Source organism: Paraburkholderia sp. CNPSo 3272 (genome assembly GCF_024206495.1).
GTDB lineage: Bacteria > Pseudomonadota > Gammaproteobacteria > Burkholderiales > Burkholderiaceae > Paraburkholderia.
In genome coordinates, this window is the sequence record NZ_JAMBPQ010000021.1 from 39,253 (window position 1) to 58,913 (window position 19,661).

18 protein-coding genes are annotated in these 19,661 nt (G+C 61.7%); 15 read left to right on the plus strand and 3 right to left on the minus strand.

All coding sequences use genetic code 11. The features are described 5' to 3' along the window. The first annotated feature begins 180 nt into the window (after positions 1-180). Positions 181-1,932 carry a peptidase S10 gene (locus tag M3I53_RS23595; RefSeq protein ID WP_375542568.1) on the plus strand — a complete coding sequence of 584 codons (1,752 nt, stop codon included), beginning with the start codon at positions 181-183 and terminating at the stop codon, positions 1,930-1,932. Positions 1,933-2,014: 82 nt separating this feature from the next. Further along, on the plus strand, positions 2,015-2,413 hold the full coding sequence (locus M3I53_RS23600) for a 2-oxoglutarate dehydrogenase (protein ID WP_254318253.1): 399 nt from the start codon (positions 2,015-2,017) through the stop codon (positions 2,411-2,413). Between the two features lie 287 nt (positions 2,414-2,700). Here the strand turns inward: M3I53_RS23600 and M3I53_RS23605 are convergent, their stop codons facing one another. Beyond that, positions 2,701-3,189, minus strand: coding sequence for a YMGG-like glycine zipper-containing protein (locus tag M3I53_RS23605; RefSeq protein WP_254318255.1), 489 nt, complete (start codon positions 3,187-3,189; stop codon positions 2,701-2,703). 273 nt (positions 3,190-3,462) lie between these two features. Here M3I53_RS23605 and M3I53_RS23610 point away from each other — a divergent pair, with 273 nt between their 5' ends. Then, positions 3,463-3,699: a hypothetical protein gene (locus M3I53_RS23610; RefSeq protein ID WP_254318257.1), complete on the plus strand. Its 237-nt coding sequence runs from the start codon at positions 3,463-3,465 to the stop codon at positions 3,697-3,699. Between the two features lie 310 nt (positions 3,700-4,009). Here M3I53_RS23610 and M3I53_RS23615 read toward each other — a convergent pair whose 3' ends face one another. Continuing rightward, positions 4,010-4,303 (minus strand): BON domain-containing protein, encoded by a 294-nt coding sequence (locus M3I53_RS23615; RefSeq protein ID WP_254318259.1) that lies wholly within the window; start codon positions 4,301-4,303, stop codon positions 4,010-4,012. 865 nt (positions 4,304-5,168) lie between these two features. On the opposite strand from M3I53_RS23615, the gene M3I53_RS23620 reads away from it, so the two are divergent. The 9 genes from M3I53_RS23620 to M3I53_RS23660 all read left to right on the plus strand — a co-directional run bounded on the left by M3I53_RS23620 (position 5,169) and on the right by M3I53_RS23660 (position 15,204). Further along, positions 5,169-6,323 carry a porin gene (locus M3I53_RS23620; protein ID WP_254318260.1) on the plus strand — a complete coding sequence of 385 codons (1,155 nt, stop codon included), beginning with the start codon at positions 5,169-5,171 and terminating at the stop codon, positions 6,321-6,323. A 209-nt stretch (positions 6,324-6,532) separates the two neighbouring features. Next, positions 6,533-7,624 carry a LacI family DNA-binding transcriptional regulator gene (locus M3I53_RS23625; RefSeq protein ID WP_254318261.1) on the plus strand — a complete coding sequence of 364 codons (1,092 nt, stop codon included), beginning with the start codon at positions 6,533-6,535 and terminating at the stop codon, positions 7,622-7,624. 174 nt (positions 7,625-7,798) lie between these two features. Continuing rightward, entirely contained in the window at positions 7,799-9,046 is a 1,248-nt protein-coding gene (locus M3I53_RS23630; protein ID WP_254318262.1) for an ABC transporter substrate-binding protein, read from the plus strand. A 107-nt stretch (positions 9,047-9,153) separates the two neighbouring features. Beyond that, the gene (locus M3I53_RS23635) at positions 9,154-10,179 is read left to right on the plus strand and encodes a carbohydrate ABC transporter permease (RefSeq protein WP_254318263.1); all 1,026 of its coding nucleotides are present in this window, start codon (positions 9,154-9,156) and stop codon (positions 10,177-10,179) included. After that, positions 10,176-11,006 carry a carbohydrate ABC transporter permease gene (locus M3I53_RS23640; protein WP_028204698.1) on the plus strand — a complete coding sequence of 277 codons (831 nt, stop codon included), beginning with the start codon at positions 10,176-10,178 and terminating at the stop codon, positions 11,004-11,006. Before M3I53_RS23635 ends, M3I53_RS23640 begins: the two co-directional genes overlap by 4 nt. A gap of 68 nt (positions 11,007-11,074) precedes the next feature. Continuing rightward, complete coding sequence (locus M3I53_RS23645) at positions 11,075-12,412, plus strand: GH1 family beta-glucosidase (protein ID WP_254318265.1); 1,338 nt, start codon at positions 11,075-11,077, stop codon at positions 12,410-12,412. Between the two features lie 95 nt (positions 12,413-12,507). Beyond that, positions 12,508-13,638 (plus strand): ABC transporter ATP-binding protein, encoded by a 1,131-nt coding sequence (locus tag M3I53_RS23650; RefSeq protein WP_254318266.1) that lies wholly within the window; start codon positions 12,508-12,510, stop codon positions 13,636-13,638. 946 nt (positions 13,639-14,584) lie between these two features. Continuing rightward, on the plus strand, positions 14,585-14,815 hold the full coding sequence (locus M3I53_RS23655) for a type II toxin-antitoxin system Phd/YefM family antitoxin (RefSeq protein WP_254318267.1): 231 nt from the start codon (positions 14,585-14,587) through the stop codon (positions 14,813-14,815). Further along, positions 14,815-15,204, plus strand: coding sequence for a type II toxin-antitoxin system VapC family toxin (locus tag M3I53_RS23660; RefSeq protein ID WP_201695153.1), 390 nt, complete (start codon positions 14,815-14,817; stop codon positions 15,202-15,204). Before M3I53_RS23655 ends, M3I53_RS23660 begins: the two co-directional genes overlap by 1 nt. Here M3I53_RS23660 and M3I53_RS23665 read toward each other — a convergent pair. Continuing rightward, positions 15,183-16,232, minus strand: a complete 1,050-nt coding sequence (locus tag M3I53_RS23665) for a LacI family DNA-binding transcriptional regulator (RefSeq protein WP_254318268.1) — start codon at positions 16,230-16,232, stop codon at positions 15,183-15,185. The two genes, M3I53_RS23660 and M3I53_RS23665, sit on opposite strands and share 22 nt — an antisense overlap. Positions 16,233-16,544: 312 nt before the next feature. Here M3I53_RS23665 and M3I53_RS23670 point away from each other — a divergent pair, with 312 nt between their 5' ends. The 3 genes from M3I53_RS23670 to M3I53_RS23680 are packed head-to-tail and all read left to right on the plus strand — an operon-like array spanning position 16,545 to position 19,652. Then, entirely contained in the window at positions 16,545-17,840 is a 1,296-nt protein-coding gene (locus tag M3I53_RS23670) for an extracellular solute-binding protein (protein WP_254318269.1), read from the plus strand. 60 nt (positions 17,841-17,900) lie between these two features. After that, positions 17,901-18,818, plus strand: coding sequence for a carbohydrate ABC transporter permease (locus M3I53_RS23675; RefSeq protein WP_254318271.1), 918 nt, complete (start codon positions 17,901-17,903; stop codon positions 18,816-18,818). A gap of 3 nt (positions 18,819-18,821) precedes the next feature. Beyond that, a complete protein-coding gene (locus M3I53_RS23680) occupies positions 18,822-19,652 on the plus strand; it encodes a carbohydrate ABC transporter permease (RefSeq protein WP_254318272.1) in 831 nt (276 codons plus the stop codon). Positions 19,653-19,661: the final 9 nt, after the last annotated feature.

Genomic DNA, 19,661 nt, shown 5'->3' on the forward strand with positions numbered 1-19,661 from the left:
CCGCTTCGTGCAGGTAATCGCATTTGATTTTCGGCGCCTTTTCAAGGCGTTATTACCGGGCGGGACGCGGCCCCCGCGTAGTGTGACGTCATCATTCGAAGGGGTATAACAATGCATCCGGACAGTAAACCCAGCGTGCGCTCGAGCCGCAGCCGTTGCCAGCTGCGCCATGCAGGCGCAATGGCGATTGGCGTGTTGATGCTTGCAGGCTGCGGCGGTGGCGATAGCCCGTCATCGTCTGCCGCGAGCGCGATGAACCAGGTGTCGGCGAGCGCAAAAACTGCCGCGCAAACGCCGAACTCGCCAAACGCCAACCAGCCCTATACGGACCCGATCGCCTACTCGCCGAATGCCAACGATGGGCTCGCCGCGTCCCAGGTCGCCGAAAAAGCCGCGGTCATGCATTACCAGTGGACCTCAGGCAGAACGACGATCAACTACACGACGACAACGGGCCATCTGACCGCTTCGGACGCAAACGGCAATCCGGAGGCGACGATGTCGTATGTCGCCTATACGGCGCCGGGCACGAACGGCTCGCCGCGGCCAGTGACGTTCATCTATAACGGCGGGCCCGGTTCGTCGTCGATCTGGCTGCGCCTGGGCTCGTTTGCGCCGACGCGTGTCGCAACCCCCGATCCGCTGCTCACTAACTGGCCGAACTTTCCGCTCGTGAGCAATGCCGAGAGCCTCATCGATACGACGGACATGGTGTTCATCGACCCGCCCGGCACGGGGCTTTCGGAGGCCATTCTGCCGAACACGAACCAGAAGTTTTGGGGCTGCGATCCCGATGTGAACGTGATGCGCGATTTCATCAAGCGCTATCTGGCCGTGAACAACCGCAGTAGTTCGCCGATCTATCTCTATGGCGAATCGTATGGCACGCCGCGCACCGACATGCTTGCGCTCGCGCTCGAAGCGGCGGGCGTGCAGTTGACCGGCATCGTGCTTCAGTCCTCCATCCTGAACTACTTTGCCGATGCGATCGAGGCGACGGCCATCACAGATTCGACGGCCGGCCTGGTGCTCGATACGGACACACTCGCGGGCTACTATCCCGGCTATGCCGAGGTTGCCGCCTACTTCAATCTGGTTTCGCCGCCATTGATCGATCAAGGCCTCTTCGCGTTGCAGTCGGAGATCTTCGCGACGGGCCAGTACAAGCATTTCCGCAAGTACGCGCAATCGTGGGTGCTGAGTCAACTCGGCATTCCCGACGCGCTGGGCACGCCGGTCTTTCCGCCCGAGAAGACGCTGGATTCGTGGCGCTGGCCCTCGAGCCTCACATTGCAGGCGCTCAATGGCTACTTCAACGTGAATCCGTTCAATAACGAATTGATCCCGGGGACGACGATCGGTCGTTACGACGGTCGGGTGTCGCTGCCAAATTCGGATCCGCGTTTGCAGAGCGACGGCGACCCGTCGGACATCCTCATCTCGCAGCCATTCACGACCGCACTCGCCACGCAGATGCCGGACTATCTCGGCTACACGGCGCCGAATGCGACGTATATGCCGCTGAACGACAACATCATCGGGGTTTGGGACTTCTCGCACGACGGCCAGCCACTGCCCGATACGCTGCCCGACCTGCTTGGCGCGATCCAGCTCAATCCGCAACTGAAGGTGCTCGCGGAAAACGGCTATCACGATCTCGCCACGCCGTTCTTCAATACGGAGAAGCAGCTCGCGCGTCTTCAAACGGTGGCCGGTGTGAGCCCGAACCTGCAGGTCAACTTCTTCCAGGGTGGACACATGATTTATCTGGACGACGTGGCGCGCCCGAAGATGAAGGCCGATCTCGCAAGCTACTATGGTGGTCAACCCATACCATTGGCGCTTTCGCTTTGGACGCTTCCGCAGCCGTGGCCCGACGAGAGCCCCGCGGGTACGCCGACTTCCACGGCAGTCGCGGCAGCGGGTGAATAACGTCACAGGCCGGGGCTTCGTCGAGCGTCGATTATCGACAGCCGATTGAGGCCCGCTCCTTACTCATTGAAGGCGAGCGATCATGTCTACAATCAAAAAGCTGTGGTGCGTTGCTCCGCTCATGCTTTGCGCGGTGGCTGCGGCCACGACAGGCCATGCCCAGGCGGCAACGCAAGCGGTGGCGCCCGTTCAGCTTCCGAAGGGCGGCCACGGTGTCGATGGCCCATTCTTCCCGTCGAGCCGGCCGGCGCCGCTCACACCCTCCACCGGTGCACAATTGCAGCAACAGGCGCAACAGCGGGTGGAGGCACGCCTCGGCGCGAATTCCGCATTGAGCAACGGCGCTTCGATCACGAAGGCGCAGGCGCAAAGCAACGGGCTCGGGTTTATCGCGCAGCATTTCGATCAGATCGACACGGCGCATACGGGCAAGGTGTCGATGAGCGACGTGCGGCAGTATCTGCAGAAACAGGGCCAATGAGGCTGCGATTCTGTCGCGCTGCAATGGTCGGCGTCATGGGGCATGCTGGCGGCGGGGTCGGGCTGTCTGCACACGAAATCTCCAACGGGCTTGGTCTGTCCATCAAATGATGGACGCGCAAGCGTGCGCGGTTCCATAGGCTTAGGCAGCGGAGCGCACCGGCACGAGCCGGGGCCTCCGTCGAAGACTGCTTCCACAAAGGCCACGTTGCACGTATTCATTTCGTGCAACGTGGCCTTTCCATCGTGGCGAATCTTCGCTTCGTTTCCCTTCGATATCGTCGGCGCTTAGCGCAGTGAGTAGCCCCGGCCCTGCATGCAAGCCTCCCACGCCTGACGATAGCTGGCGAGCGCCTGCTGCTGCGCCGATTCCGCCTGTGCGTTCTGCGCCGCTGCGGCACGCCCCTGGCGCCGGTGTGCTACGCCGCCGGCAACGGTTCCGGCGACGGCGCCGATGGCCGCACCGTGGCCGGCGTCGCCCCCGATCGCACCAGCGGCGGCGCCAATGGCCGCGCCTCCGGCGGCGCCCCGGACGCGTTGGCCGTTCGGCGCTTGAGCTTGCGGCGCAGCGTTGGCCACGACCGTTGGGTCAATGCCTGTTTTCTGCTTTGCCCACGCATAGCAAGCCCCTTCATCGGAACTTTGCTGCTGGGCGCTTTGACCTTTCGACGGGTACACGACGGTTTGCTGAGCAAGTACCGGAAGTGCCGTTCCCGCGATCGCTATTGCGGCGGGAATAAGGACGATGCAATTAATTCTCATGAAGGACTCTTCCATAGTGGCCTGGATAAGTCGGCAGAGAATATCTCGTGCTCATTCGATCGCGTAGCAAGATGGGTCAATAAGCATTGTTCCCGTTGATACGTGTCAATGGAGGTCAAAACGAAGCAGGGAGATGGCATGCGACATATATTCTGGTTCTTAACGAACTCAATCCGGCTGTTGATTGGCCGTCACGCAAGCAAGGTACGTGCACAGCTCCGTGCGATTGCGGCGGTGCCAATGGTACGCTTGGGCTTCTCGAGATCACGTGGCTGGAGATTGCCGATCATGAAGGGCTTTTGCTGCGCAGCGTTCCTCGCCTTGCTCGTTGCCGGCTGTGCTTCGCCGTCGCCGCCGCCCGCTGCGGAAACCGATAGCTACATGCTGCACAGCCCCGATGGCGCGCACTCCGGTGCACCCACTTCGAAGCCGCCGAGGCTCACCGTGGGCGTTAGCGATCCCGACACGCAACTGATCCTCCCGTGGTTCCTCAACGACATCATCAACTTCGTGAACTATCGCTAGTCCTCGCACACTCTCTCTCCCGGCGACCGGCAACCTCCCTTGAAGCCTGAAAATCCATTTCCTGCGCTATGAAATGTTTAAGTTCGGGCGGTAACCTCAGGCGCAACACCTCGGGGACAGACCGGCATGGACGACGGCAAGAAAAGTGCCAGTAGGCTCAAGGACGTAGCGAATGCGGCGGGGTCTACGGGCGCGGCGGCCGGATCAAACGGATCAGACATCTCATTGCGCGGCGCTATCGACAAATAGAGAACGGCGCGCGGACCATACAGGCCGTCCGCGCGCCGCGATGCATTCGATCTCGTTGACCTCAGCGTCCACGCGCAAGCCAACTGTCCACCGATTGCACGCCCTCGACCGATGCCGCGCTGCGCTCGGCCAGCGCGACCTGTTCGTGCGCGTCTACCCATCCGAGCAGCGTGACGGTGCCTCCTCGAGCAAAGACAAATATATGAGAAGTGTTGACGCCATTGCGGGCAAAAGCGACCCGGACGTTGTGCGCGAGTTGCGGGTTGCTTGCGCCTGAGTCGGTTTGAGCCTGAACGGCCGGCACCATGGCGCTGGAAATCAGCAATGCGAGCGTGGAAGTGATGATGGCTTTCACGATACCTCCTTGCAGTGTGGCAAAAATGCCGGTCACATCCGGCAGCAAGTCTTCCGGTCCTTCTTCAAGGCAGGGCCGCGGAAGTCAGAGGGCGAACCGGCCCGCGCAGTGCGCGGTGCAAATGGTCACCGCAAGGACGCGTCAGTGGTTCAGCCAGCCGGGCATGGGACGGCAGCGCCGTCGCCCGGCGAAAGTTGCGCTGGTGCGTGCTGGTGCATTGCGTTCGGACGGGACGTCGCGCGCGCGACGTGGCGGGGAACAGCGGGAGTCGAGGCGCGGGGTTTTGCGTGGCGCGATGGTCTGAAGCCGGAAAGCCCGCGAGACCGATTCAAGGTCCCGCGCTGAATGTGCTTACCGAAGAATCTCAACTCGTTGCCCGGCAGGGTATACCTTGATCATAGTCGCTATTGCTGAGGCTTGCGCCGGTGACAGCGCTGTCAGCAGATCTGCAACGCTGCGGACACAACGGACACGAAATTCTCGTGCCGACGTTGCAACTTCACAACGTCAGAGCGCCGCCTTTGAAAGCGCTGTCAAGCGGAGTTTGGCCGAAGTAGCGCGGGTGTTCGGTACATTTCCCTCGCTGCGCATATTGGCCCCCACGACCGCAAACGGAGTTGCGAGCTTTGTGACCATAACGGAATGGTCACAAAGCAGGGGCCTACCGCGGGGCCGCGCGGCGCGCAACTGTTATCGGTAACAGAGTTTTCCCTGGACTGCCGGTTCGATACACCGGGCCGGGGCGTCCCTATAATCGCCTCGAAATGTGATTCGGAACATTTCAGTGAGGCAGCCTGGTAGGGAACGTGTAGAGCGCACGCGACCTGCGCGGTTTGGAGACGCCAAAATATATATAGGATATCTAATGAAAAAGAAGCTTATTGCATTGTCGGTTATGGCAGCTGCGACGACGATGGCGCACGCGCAAAGCAGCGTCACACTGTATGGCCGTATCGACAACGGCGTGCAGTACGAAACCGGCTTGCCGGGCGGCAGCAAGTTCTCGGCACAGAGCGGCGACTGGGGTTGCTCCTGGTTCGGCCTGCTGGGTTCGGAAGACCTCGGCGGCGGCACGAAGGCGGTGTTCCAGCTGGAAGGCCAGCTCAATACGATGACGGGCGCTTCGGCGGGCAACCTGTTCGGCCGTCACGCCACGGTGGGCTTCAGCAACGACCGTTTCGGTCTGTTCAAGATGGGTAATCTCGGCGCCGGCGAACTTTCGCAGGACAGCTGGGGTGCGGACCCGCAGTTGATGCAGCGTTACGCGATCTCGACGCTGGTGCGCGGCCGTAACTGGGCGAGCACGAGCAACGGCGCGGAATATGATTCGCCCACGCTGTTCGGCGGTCTCGTGTTCAAGGGCCAGTATTCGCTGACCAACAACACGAGCTGGAACTCGGCGCCGGTCAACGCACAAGGCGTGCCGACGGGACAGGGTCGTACGAACGCGATTGAAGGCATCTATACGTGGGGCAGCGGCGATTTCCGTGTGATCTATGACGAAGTCCGCGGCGCGGACGGGTCGTTCAACAACGTGTATTCGGCTTCGCGCTCGATTCTCGCTGGCGGCACGTACGTGATCGGTCCGGTGAAGATTTACGCGGGCTACCAGCACTTGAGCGCACCGAGCGCCACCAACGAAAGCGTGGGCGTGACCGACGCGTCGCAGCCGGCTGGCGTGCGCGCACCGACGGCGGTGGACCACGAGTGGATCGGCGCTGGCTGGCAGGTGAACGACGCTTCGGCGATTACGGCTGCCGTGTTCCATGCGAACGCGAACAATGGCAACGGCAATGCCACGCTGTTCACGCTCGGCACGACGTACAACCTGTCGAAGCGTACGTTCCTCTACGCGGAAGCCGGTTACGTGCACAACAGCTCGACGTCGAACATCAACCTCGGCAACGGTTCGTACGGCAACAACAACTTCGACGCGGCGACGGGCACGTCGTCGAACGACAACCCGAACTACGGTCACAGCCAGACCGGCGTGTTCGCGGGCATCATGCACATGTTCTGATTTGACTTCGTTTGTCCTGTAGTTGTTGTGATCTCTTTGTGTTAGGTACTGCTTAATTCTCTTTCATAGAGAGGCCGGTGCGATCTCTCCTCCACCCTGGTCGCACCGGCTGCTTTTTCTCCAGTTTTTCTAGCCACTTCGAATTCGTATCTGGAAGTGCTTTTTTCGGTGTGTGAAAGCGCTTTCATGAAAATGTTCAGGCGGAACCCATGACCGATGACACCAACGAAGCACCCGGCGCGCCCAGTGTCCAGAGCGGACCCATTCCGGGTCCCAACGTGACGCTGGAAGAAATTGCACGCGCCGCCGGCGTGTCTCCGAGCACGGTGTCCCGCATCCTGAACGGCACCGCGCGCGTTCTCCCCGAAAAGCAGCGTGCGGTGGAGGAGGCGATCGCGCGGTTCAACTATCGTCCGAACGTGCTGGCGCGCAGCCTTGCAAGCGGCCGGACCGAAACCATCGGCGTGCTGACGCAGGCCGTGTCGAGCCCGTTTTACGCCGAGTGGCTGCGCGGTATCGAAGAGGCGCTTTCCGAACCGGGCTTCACGCCGATTTTCGTGAGCAGCCGCTGGAATGTCGTCGACGAAAAGGCGCGCCTCGAAGAATTCATCGCACGCCGCGTGGACGGCATCATTCTGTTGCATGCGCAGCTCGACGAACCGACGCTCACCGAATACTCGCGCTACGCGCCCATGCTGGTGCTGGGACGTTCGGTGCAAAACGGTACGGCGCTGGCGGGCCTGCCGATCGACAACCTGCAGGGCGCGCGCGACGCGACCCGTCATCTCATCGAGCAGGGCCACCGCGAGATCGCGTTCATTGCCGGACCGAGCAGTCACGAGGACGCGATCGAGCGTCTCGACGGTTACCGCATCGCGCTGGAAGAGGCGGGCATCGGCTTCGACGCCGATCTGGTCGAGCAGGGCGATTACCTCGAAACGGGCGGACTCGCGGCCATGGAGCGGCTGCTGGCGCGCCGGCCTTCGTTGAGCGCGGTGTTCTGCGCGAACGACCAGACCGCGTACGGCGCTCGTCTCGCGATGTTCCGCCACGGCGTGCGCGTACCCGAGGATGTGTCGCTGGTCGGCTTCGACGATCTGCCGACTTCTTCGTACATGACGCCGCCTCTGACGACGGTGCGCCAGCCGACCTATGAAATCGGCCGTCTCGCCGCGCAAGGCATCGTGCAGATGATCCGCAAGCAGCCTATCGCGCTGAGCCCCATTCCGCTCACGCTGGTGACGCGCGAAACGACGCGTCGCATCGGGCCGTCGTTGAGCCCGGGAGACACGGGTGCATAAGGTTCGAATCCAGATCGGGCCGTTTTTTTAATTTTGTGGTGAAAGCGCTTTCAAACAGATGAGCGCGGCAAGCAGGGCGTCAAGCACTGCAAATGAATACAACAGGGGAAGTAGTTCGTAGCAGCAGGGGAGCAATTGAACGTCACTCACAAACGTTTCAACAGGAGACATGTAATGAATTTCCGTTTTTCAGGCACTGCAGCTGCAGTTTTGCTCAGCCTCGCTACCGTGGCTGCGCATGCCAACACCACGCTGACTGTGGCGGTGTTTCCGAAGCTCGATCAGGAAATCAAGGACGCGATGCCCGCGTGGAAGAAACTGCATCCGGACGTCGACATCAAGGTGTCGTCACTTGCGATCGCCGATCACCACAATGCCATGACGACCGCGCTCGCAACGAGCTCGGACCTGCCGGACGTGATGGCCGTCGAAGTCGGCTTCATTGGCCGTTTCGCAGCGGGCGGCGGTCTCGAGAACCTGGCAAAGCCGCCCTATAACGCCGGTCAGTACAAGAGCCAGTTCATCAACTACACGTTCGCGCAGGCTACGACGCAGGACGGCCAGATCGTCGGCATGCCGGGCGATATCGGCCCGGGCACGCTGTTCTACCGCAAGGACATTCTTGACAAGGCAGGCGTGACCGAAGCCGACCTGACGAAGTCGTGGGACTCGTATCTCGCGGCCGGCCAGAAGATCAAGAAGGCGACGGGCGCGTACCTGATGGCGTCGTCGCGCGATATCGAAGACATCTATATTCGCGCCGACCTGAAAGAAGGCGACGGCGTGTACTTCGACAAGGCCGGCAATCCGGTCGTGACCTCGCCGCGCTTCGTGAAGGCATTCGAGCTGGCGAAGAAAGCGCGCGATCTCGGACTCGACGCGAAGATCACGCCGTGGTCGAACGAGTGGGCCGAAAGCTTCAAGCGCGGCACGGTCGCCACGCAAATGATGGGCGCATGGCTCGGCGGTCACCTCTCGTCGTGGATCGCTCCGGATACGAAGGGCCTGTGGCGCGCAACGAATCTGCCCGACGGCGCATATGCATCGTTCGGCGGCACGTTCTGGTCGATTCCGGTGAAGGCCACGCAAAAGCAGCTGTCGTGGGAGTTCATCAAGTTCCTGACGACGCGCCCGGATGAGCAGCTCGCTTCGTTCCGCTCGATCGACGCCTTCCCGGCGCTGCTTTCCGCGCAGCACGACGACTTTTTCGCCCAGCCCGTGGCGTTCCTCGGCAACGAGAAGGCTCGCCTGATCTGGCGCGATGCCGCCTCGCATATCCCGGCGATCCAGCGCAGCAAGTATGACCAGGTTGCCGAAGAGGCGGTCCATTCGGCGCTCGACAAAGTGGTCGACAGCAACGAGGACATTCACGAGGCGCTGCAGGAAGCCCAGGCTGAGATCACGCATCGTGTCCGCCGTTAAGCGGTTCTGACGAAACGGCGCGGCACGCATCGGCCGCGCTTTGAAGCCCGCTGCAACAGCGTGGCCGGTCGCCCCGGCCGGCCACGCCCGAATGGACGGAACTATCGATGAACTCTCCTCTGCCCGCCACTGAACAGGTCTCCCGGGAAGGGCTCGCGCGCGATACGCTCGCGCCGCTCGCCCACTCCCGTGGAAAACCGCGGTTTAATCCGGTCAAGATCGCGCCGTACCTGTTTCTCGCCCCGTTTTTCCTGTTGTTCGCGGTGTTTCTGGCCTTTCCGCTGCTTTTTTCGCTGTATCTCTCGTTCCAGAGCTGGGACGCGACGGCGGGACTGGCGAGCATGAAGTGGGTGGGCCTGTCCAACTTCACGTTCACGCTGACTGACCCGTGGTACTGGAAATCGCTCTACAACACGGCTTCGATGGCGCTCCTGTCCGGCGCGCCGCAGCATCTCATTGCGTTGCCGCTGGCGTTCTTTCTGCAAACCGCATTTCGCCGCTGGCGCAATTTCGTGGTTGGGCTCTATTTCCTGCCCTTCATCACGTCGAGCGTGGCGATCGCGCTGATCTTCTCGTCGCTGTATTCGACCGACTTCGGCATGATCAATCTCGCCATTGCCGAGATCGGCAAGATGCCGGGGCTGCACTGGATCGTGCCTTCGAAACCGATCGAGTGGCTGTATAACCCGGCGAATGTAAAGCCGGCGGTTTCCGTCGTCGTCTTCTGGCGCTACGTGGGCTGGAATACGGTGCTTTATTTGTCCGCGCTGCAAACCATTCCGAAGGATCTTTACGAAGCGGCGCGCATCGACGGCGCCAATGGCTGGCAACAGTTCACGCGCATCACGATTCCGCTTCTCAAGCCGATGATCTTCTTCGCGGTCACGCTTTCGATTATCGGTGGGCTGCAACTGTTCGAAGAGCCCTTCATCCTGCTCCCGAACGAAGGCATGGGCACGAGCCAGTCCGGCCTGACCACGGCGGTCTACATGTATCGCACGGCATTCCACGACGGCGACTTCGGCACGGCCAGTTCAATTGCGTGGCTGCTCTTTATCACGATTTCCGCGTTGATGTGGCTCAACACGCGCATTTTCCACCGCAGCGGCATGAAAGAAGAGGCACAGCGATGAAACTGTCGAAAAACAAGGCGCGTTATACGGGTTACGCCGTCGTGCTGGCGGGCGCGGTGCTGATGTTCTCGCCGTTCTGGTTCATGTTCGTCTTCGCCACACATACGAGTTCCGAGATCTTCTCGATGCCGCCGCCGCTGTGGTTCGGCAACGCGTTTCTCGACAACATGGCGTCGCTCATGCGTCACATTCCGTTCTGGCGCAATCTGGGCTGGAGTTTCTACACGGCCACGATCCAGACCGTGCTGACGCTGCTTGTTACCTCGATGGCCGGTTACGCATTTGCGATGTATGAGTTCCGCTTCAAGAAAACGCTCTTTGCCGTTGCGCTCACGGCCATGCTGGTGCCGCCGTTCCTCAGCATGATTCCGACCTTCATGACGATGAACCTGCTCGGCTGGATCAATCAGCCGCGCGCCCTCTACGTACCTGGCGCGGCTGCCGCGCTCGGCGTGTTCCTCATGCGCCAGTACATCGCGTCGGCCATTCCGTCCGACCTGATCGAGGCGGCGCGCATCGACGGCTGCGGCGAGTTCCGCATCTACTGGAGCATCGTGTTGCCGCTGCTCGGGCCGGCACTGGGAACGCTGGGCCTCATCAGCTTCATTCAGGCCTGGAATAACTTTCTCTCGGCGCTCGTGGTGCTGCGCTCGCCTTCGATGTACACGCTGCCCCTCGCGCTGCGCATTCTGCAAAGCCCGACCAATTCGGACTGGGGCGCGGTGATGGCGGGCTCCGCGGTCGCCGTGGTGCCATTGCTGGTGCTGTTCGCTTTCACCTCGCGGCGCTTGATCGACGGTTTGACCACCGGCGCCGTCAAGGCCTGAGTTTTGCTTCGTTCATTTCATGCCCGCTCTTGCAAAAGCGGACACGACTAATCAGGATACCTATTGTTATGCCGACGTTTCAATTCAAGGAAAACTTCGTCTGGGGCGTGGCCACCAGCTCGTATCAGATCGAAGGCGCAGCCCGTGAGGACGGCCGTGGCGAGTCGATCTGGGACACGTTCTGCCGCGTGCCCGGCAAGGTCGTGAAAGGCGAAAGCGGCGACGTGGCCTGCGATCACTACCATCGCCTCGAGGAAGATCTCGATCTGATGGCGCAAATGGGCGTCAATGCCTATCGCTTTTCGATTGCATGGCCGCGCGTGCAGCCGGATGGCCGCGGCGCGTACAACGAAAAGGGCCTCGCGTTCTACGAGCGTCTGGTCGACGGCTTGCTCGAGCGCGGCATCCAGCCGTTCGCGACGCTGTATCACTGGGACTTGCCGCAAGCATTGCAGACTCAGCAAAACGGCTGGGAAAGCCGCGATACGGCTTATCGTTTCGCCGACTACGCCCGCAAGATCGGCAGCGTGCTGGGCGATCGCGTGGCGTCGATCGCCACGCACAACGAGCCCTGGTGTACCGCATGGCTCGGCAACGCGACGGGCTACTTTGCGCCGGGCAACGCTGACCTGAAGAAGGCGGCGCACGTGGCGCATCATCTGCTGCTTTCGCACGGCCTTGCCGTTCAGGCCATGCGCGCCGATGGCGTGAAGGCGCCGCTCGGCATCGTGCTCAACCAGTCGCCGGCACACGGGGCGACCGAGGCGCCCGAGGATATCGCAGCCGCATCGCTCGAATACGCGAAGTTCGTGCGCTGGTACATGGACCCGATCTTCAAGGGCGAATATCCAGCCGAAGCGCTGCAATGGTATGGCGCGAACGGCCCGCAAGAGGTGATTCGCGAAGGCGACTTCGGCATCATCGGCACGCCGCTCGACTTTCTCGGCATCAACTACTACACGCGTATCTTCGCGAGCGCTTCGGGCAACCAGCGTCCGCCGGGCGTGCACGGCTTCACGGACATGGACTGGGAAGTCTATCCGGAAGGCCTGACCGAACTGCTCACGAATCTCAATGCCGAGTACAGGCTGCCGCCGATTTTCATCACCGAGAACGGCTGCGCTTCGAAAGACGTGCTCGAAAACGGCCGCGTGCAGGACACCGACCGCATCCGCTTCCTCGATCTGCACCTCGCCGCACTGTCCGAAGCCGCGCGACAGGGCGTGGACGTGGCTGGCTACTTCGCCTGGAGCATGCTGGACAACTTTGAATGGGCGTGCGGCTACGACAAGCGCTTCGGCATGGTGTACGTCGACTACGAGACCCAGAAGCGCACGCTCAAGGATAGCGCGCACTGGTATAGCGAGGTCATCGCTGAGCATGCCGCGGAAGAGGCCGCACGCTAACGCGGACACACGGACAGCACCGTAACCCGCGCGCAGGAGGAACACAAGCCACCTCACGCGGGACGACAAGCACTAGCACTAAGGAGGACGTAACAATGGGCGAACTCGTGTTGCGCAACGTCGTGAAGACGTATGGCGAAGGTCCGCAGATCATTCAGGGCATCGATCTTCATATTCCCGATGGACAGTTCACGGTATTCGTCGGGCCGTCGGGTTGCGGCAAGTCGACCATGCTGCGCATGATCGCCGGGCTCGAGCAAGTGAGCGGCGGCGACATTCTGATCGACGGCATACGCGTGAACGATCTGCAGCCAGTGGATCGCGGCGTGTCGATGGTATTCCAGAGCTACGCGCTCTACCCGCATATGACGGTTGCGGAGAACATGGGCTTTTCGCTGAAGCTCTCGGGCAAATCGAAGCGCGAGGTGCGCGAGGTCGTGGGTCGGACTGCCGAAATCCTGCAGATCACGCACCTGCTCGAGCGCAAGCCCAAGGCGCTCTCGGGCGGCCAGCGGCAGCGCGTCGCGATAGGCCGTGCGATCGTGCGCAAGCCGCGCGTGTTTCTGTTCGACGAGCCGCTCTCGAATCTCGATGCGGCGCTGCGCGTGCAGATGCGCATCGAACTCGCGAAGCTCCATCGCGAACTCGGCACGACGATGATTTACGTCACCCACGATCAGGTCGAAGCGATGACCCTCGGCGAGCAGATCGTAGTATTCAACAAGGGAAACATCGAGCAGACGGGCGCGCCGCTCGATCTGTACGACCGGCCCGCGAACCGTTTTGTCGGCGGCTTCATCGGCTCGCCCCAAATGAACATGTTGAGCGCCACGGTCGTGTCGCAAAACGGCGTGCAAACCGTCCTCGCGCTTGCGGGTGCGAGCCACCGTATCGCTTTGTCGGGCCGCCCGGATCGCGCACTCAACGGCGAATTGACCCTGGGCGTACGCGCCGAACACCTGAGCATCGGCTGCGCGGACGAAGGCATCGCCGCTCGCGTGGAGCTGGTCGAACATCTGGGCGACGTGTCGATCCTGCACGCGCGCCTCGACGGCATGGCGCACGCCGTCTCGCTAAAGCTCGACAAAAAGGACGCGCAATACGAGCCGGGCGCGCGCGTGGGCATCAAGGTGGCCTCGTCCGCGGTCACGCTATTCGATGCGAAGGGCGACGCGGTGGCGTTCGAGCGCCCGCAGGTGGGAGAGAACGTTCAAGCCGTCGTTTGACGTGCCGGTTTGAGTAGGGGAAAGAGTGCCATGGCGAACAAGGGGTCTTCGGACGATTTCGCGTGCGCTGCGAGTGCGCGCAGCGGGCAGGCCGCGACGTCAGCTCGAACGCGCGACGTGACGGTCAGGGAACGCGAGCCGCAACGTGACCGCAAGGAGAAACGGCGCGAGCCGCTGCATGCGTTCATTGTCCATTTCGACGCGGAGCCTTCGTCGAAGCCGCCGCCGGATGATCCGGACTAGCGGGCGTGGCGACATAGGGGCAGGGAGGATTAAGAGTGTCGCGATTGGACTTTACGTCTTTTCTTACCGCACGTTTAACGTTAGCCGGAACGGTACTTTTTTGCAGTACCCTGTGACCAGCTTGCCAGGCGATTTTTCCCTGCCGGGCCGGGATTCGGCGGGGTTTACGCGGACTCTGCGTCAATTCGCCAAGCCCAGGTAAACCCCGCATGGCGGCGTCCGACAGAGGCATTTAACATGAATTAACGTTAAGGGTAACGTTATTATGTTTCTGCTTAATCGACGGTCTGCAACAAGGGCAATCATTTCCCCCAACGCGCCGCTTGCCTGCGGCAGCGTCCGCATCGGCAAGCGAAGCGTACACCGCTACTCGCGTATATCCGCCGGCAAGCAACACACCCTGTTGTCGTGCCTCGCGGGTCGCTCGATCACAACTCGGGCTGCTTGACAGGCATTCACCTGACAGATCGATTATATGAGAGCGCCAGGGCCCCGTGGCGGATTTGAGCGAAACATGTTACCGGTAAAAACCCGCAGTCCGTTCGCGCGGAGTGCGGGATACACGGTGCCGGAGCGTAGTGCAGGTAGCAGACCGTTGGGCAACGCCGATAAGAACCATTGGGGCGCGATGCGCAATTTCGTTGTGTGCGCAACGACCCGATGCAATAAAAATCCGATAGAATTTTGATGGGTGGAGAGCGTCATGGAAAAGCGAGTATCCAAAGCCATTTTCAAGTCCCGGGCCTGCGAGCTGTTCCGCCAGGTAGAAACGCTGGGCGAAACCGTCGTCGTGACGGACCGGGGACAACCCACCATTGAAATCCGGCCGTATCGCAGCAAGACGGAGAATCCGCTCGAGCTGCTGCGCGCGTCGATCACGCATTTCAACCTCAAGCACGCGCTTGCACAGGTTCCCGCCGAGCAGGAAGAGTAATGATCACGCTCGACACGCTTGCGCTCGTGTGCTGGCTTGGCAGGCAGAAAGCGCTGAGTCAGGCCGCGCACGATGCGATCGACCGTGAACTCGACGGCGGCGAGATCCTCATTTCGGCGATCAGCGCGCTCGAAATCGCGGAGTTCGTGAAGGCGGGCAGCCTCGGGCTTTCCATGGACGCCCGTAGCTGGCTCTCCACGTTTCTGAAGCTGGATGGCGTGCGTCTGATTCCCGTCGATTCGGAAATTGCGTTCCGGGCAGCGACGCTGCCGCCCGCGCTCACCTCGCATCAGAGGCTGATCGTCGCGACCGCCCGCACGCACGGCGGTGCGCTCGTGACCTCCGATGCGAAGGTGCGCGCTTCGACTTACGTCGAAACGATCTGGTGACGCGCGCGGCGGTGCCGCGCTCGCACCGGTCCGGTCGAGTCGCGCACCACCAGCTCGGCCGGCAGCGTGATGCGCTGCGAAGCGGCGTCGATGCCGGCGATCTGCGCGAGCAGCGTATTGACTGCCGAGCGTGCCATTTGCTGGAACGGCTGGCGAATCGTCGTGAGGGCAGGATGAAACTGCTCGGACATCGGAATGTCGTCGAACCCGATCACGGAAATGTCGTCGGGTACGCGCAGGCCCGCTTCCCTGACCGCGGCGATCACGCCAAACGCGCTCTGGTCGTTGGCCGTGAAGATCGCGGTGGGGGGATCGGGCAGATTGAGCAGGTCGAACGTGACGTCGAACGCCATCATTTGGGAGAGATCGCCGGCGGCGACCAGCGCGTCTTCGCGCGGCAGGCCCAGCTTGGCGAGCGTGTCGCGATAGCCGCGCTGGCGGTCGCGCACGCCTTCGATGGTTTCGTCGCCGGCGAGAAACGCGATGCGCTTGTGCCCGAGTTCCGCGAGATGCTCGACTGCCAGACAGGCGCCGCCGTAATTGTCGACCGACACTGAAGGAAAACCCGTGAGCGTGCCGCGCTGATCGACCACCACTACGGGCACTTTGGCCGTGGCAAGTGCTTCGAGGCAGAGCGATTCGCGCGGCAGGATGGCGAGAATGCCGTCGGAAAATTGCTGGATCAACCCGAGCAGGTCGTGATGCGTATGGCGGTCTTCGTCGAACACGGTGTACACGAGCATTTCCATGCCCGCGCCTCGTGCCGCGCGGCCCGCGCCGAGCACCAGTTCGCTCGAGAACTGCGTGTCGAGCGTGGGCGTGATGATGCCGATGATGCCGTTGCGGCCGCCCGAGAGTTTCTGGGCGGTGCGGTTCACGACATAGCCGATGTCCGATGCGATTCTCAACACTTCGTCGCGTGTTTCGCGCGACACGCCCGGGCGTCCATTGAGCGCGCGCGACGCGGTCATCTGCGACACCCCGGCCAGCTTGGCGACGTGCTCAAGCGTGGGAGTTTGCCTTGCCATGCGTGGTGTGGGCTTACGAGAGGTCATGTCTGCGAAGACTCGCTCGTGACTCGCTGGATACTCCGCGGATGGGTCGCTTGTCACGTTAGCGATACCGTTTATGTGCCGGCTATTCTATCAGATGCGCGCTCGCTCGACCGTTGCCACGCGCACCAACCTTGCGCAGGGCGCAAGCCCCGGCGGGGGTTCACCAGGAAAATCCCGTATAGCCGCAGTTCACGTCTCGGCTTAACATCCATTAACGTTAAGGCTAACGTTAAACTCGCAGATAACTCAGGTAGCTCTTAAAATTCCTAAAGAGGGGACACAAACATGGCGTACCCAGGTTTCTCCAAGGCGCGGGCGATTGTCGGCGCCACGGCACTGCTGTTTTCACTGTCTGCAGTCGTTTCGAACGCTGTTGCGGCGGAGTCCAAGACCATCACGGAATGGGATCAGCAGACCAATGCGTCGTCGAGCAAGATCATCCGCGACGCCTCGGACCGCTTCGAGAAGGCGGACCCGGGCTACAAGGTCGAGAATTCGCACGTCCTGAACGAGGCCTACAAGACGAAGCTGAAGGTGGCGTTCGGTGCGAACCAGCCGCCGTGCGTGTTCGAGAACTGGGGCGGCGGCGGCCTGCAGGAGTATGTGAAATCCGGTCAGATCGTCGACCTCACGCCGTACCTGAACAAGGACCCGGCGTATCGCAACCGCTTCATGCAGTCGTCGTGGAGCGTCACGACGTACGGCGGCAAGACCTACGGTGTGGCGGCCGAAAACGCGGCGGCCGCGGTGATCTTCTACAACAAGGAAGTCTTCAAGAAGTACGGCATCGCGCCGCCCAAGACGTGGGATGAACTGATGCACGTCGTGGATGTGCTGAAGTCGCACGGCGTGGCAGCGTTCTCGCTTGCGAACAAGAACAAGTGGACGGGCTCGATGTACTACATGTACCTCGTCGACCGTATCGGTGGTCCGCAAGTCGTGAGCGACGCAATCGCAGGCAAGGGCAAGGGCTTCGAAGATCCGGCTTTCGTCGAAGCCGGCAAGCGTATTCAGGAACTCGTGAAGGCTGGCGCGTTTGCGCCGGGCATCAACGGTCTCGACTATGACTCGGGTGCGTCGCGCCGTCTTCTGTATTCGGGCAAGGCCGCGATGGAACTGATGGGCGCCTGGGAAGCTTCGACGATCGCGAACGAAGACCCGGCGTTCTCGAAGGATCTCGACTTCTTCCCGTTCCCGAGCGTGCCGGGTGGCAAGGGTGATCCGCGCGACCTGATCGGCACGGTGGGCGATGGCTTCCTGAGCATCTCGACCGAGTGCAAGACGCCGGACGCCGCATTCAAGCTGATCCAGGCGCTGACCGACGACCAGGCGATGCAGGCGCGCGCGTCGGCTGATCACAAGCTCCCGCCAGTCAACAACGTCAAGATTGACGATCCGTTCACGCAGCGTCTGCAGCAACTGCTTGCGGCGGCGCCGAGCGTTCAGCTGTGGTACGACCAGGCCCTGCCGCCCGCGCTAGGCGAGCTGCACAAGGACACGACGCAGGCGCTGTTCGGTCTGTCGCTGACGCCCGAGGCGGCTGCGCAGCAAATGGAAGCCGCTTCGAAGAAGGGCGGTTGATCTCCGGCACTCAGGAAAAGTCCGGCTGGCGCCGCAAGGCGTCGGCCGGCAGACAAGCTCGTGAATATTGCACTTTCCGCTACACCCGAACGCCGGCTGAAGCTCTCCTCGCAAACGCTCGTCACGGTCGTGTTTCTTGCGCCGTCGCTGCTGCTGCTGGCCGTGTTCCTGCTTTATCCGCTCGTTTCCAGCTTGCGGCTGTCGCTGCTCGACTGGAATGGCCTCGGCAATACCGGCCGCTATACGGGGCTCGCGAACTGGGCGCGCCTCGCCCACGACACGGTGTTCTGGCAGTCGCTCAAGAACAACGTGATCCTCGCGCTCGCCTCGATCGTCATTCAGCTTCCTGTCGCGCTCGCGCTCGCCGTCCTGCTGGAAAAGGCCGGCCGTGGCTCGCGCGTGCTCAAGGTTCTCTATTTTCTGCCGCTGCTCATGTCGAGCGTGGCCATCGGCGTGCTGTTCAAGCAGATCTACGACCCGAATTTCGGACCCCTGAACGTCGCGCTGCAGGCATTCGGGCTCGATGGCCTCGCCAAGGACTGGCTGGGCGACCCGCACTTCTCGCTGGGCGCGACCATCGCCGTGATCATCTGGCAGAACGCGCCTTTCTACATGATTCTGTTCCTCGCCGGCCTCTCGTCGATGCCGGCCGAGGTCAACGAGGCGGCGCTGCTCGACGGCGCCTCCGAGTGGACCATCTTCTGGCGCATCAAGCTGCCGCACCTGCAGGGCACGGTACGCACGGCCGTGATCCTTTCCGTGCTCGGCTCGCTGCGTTACTTCGATCTCGTCTTCGTCATGACCGGCGGCGGCCCCGAGGGCTCGTCCGAGGTGATGGCCACGTACATGTATCGCACGGTGTTCAGTTCGTTCCAGCTCGGCTACGGCAGCACCATCGGCTCGGCGATGTTCCTGATCGTCATCGCAGTGGCGGCGGTGTCGATGTACTTCACGCGCCGCTATGCAACCGAGGTCTGAACCATGATCAAGAAATTCCGCTTTCCCCGCGTGACGATTCCGATCCTCGCGCTGATCTGGCTCGCCGTCACGACAGTCCCGTTCATCTTCATGGTGGTGTCGAGCTTCAAGAGCCAGGAAGAGACCTTCACGACTTCCGTGTGGGCGCCGCCGAGCCACCTGTACTGGGGCAACTACGCGGCCGTGCTGAAGGGGCCGTTCTTCACGTATTTCCGTAACAGCCTGTTCACGGTGGGCGTGTCGGTCGCGCTGATCGTCGTCATCAGCGCGATGGCGGCCTATGTGTTCGCGCGCATGCGCTTCCGGCTGAACAAGCTGCTCTTCGGTCTCGTGGTGGCCGGCATGATCGTGCCGCTGCACGCGACGCTGGTGCCGATCTATCTGCTCACGCGCAACCTCGGTCTTTACGATACGCAGTTCGCGCTGCTAGGCCCGTACGTGGCACTCAGCCTGCCGGTGTCGATCTTCATCCTCACCGAGTTCATGCGCCAGATTCCGCGCGAGCTCGAAGAAGCCGCGCAGCTCGACGGCTGCAGCCCGTTCCGCATTTTCTGGCGTATTTTCTTCCCGCTTTCGGGACCGGGGCTCGCCACGGTGGCGATCTTCAACGGCATTGGTCTCTGGAACGAGTTCATCTTTGCGTACATGCTCACGTCGACGTCCGAGCACCGTACGCTGCCCCTCGCGATCTGGGACTTCATGGGGCAATACGCGTCGAACATACCCTCGATGCTGTCCGTTCTCGTACTCACGTCGTTGCCGTTGATCGTCGCCTACGCGTTCGGTCAGGAGCGCGTGATCAAGGGGATGATGGCCGGCTCGATCAAGGGCTGATTCTGGTCT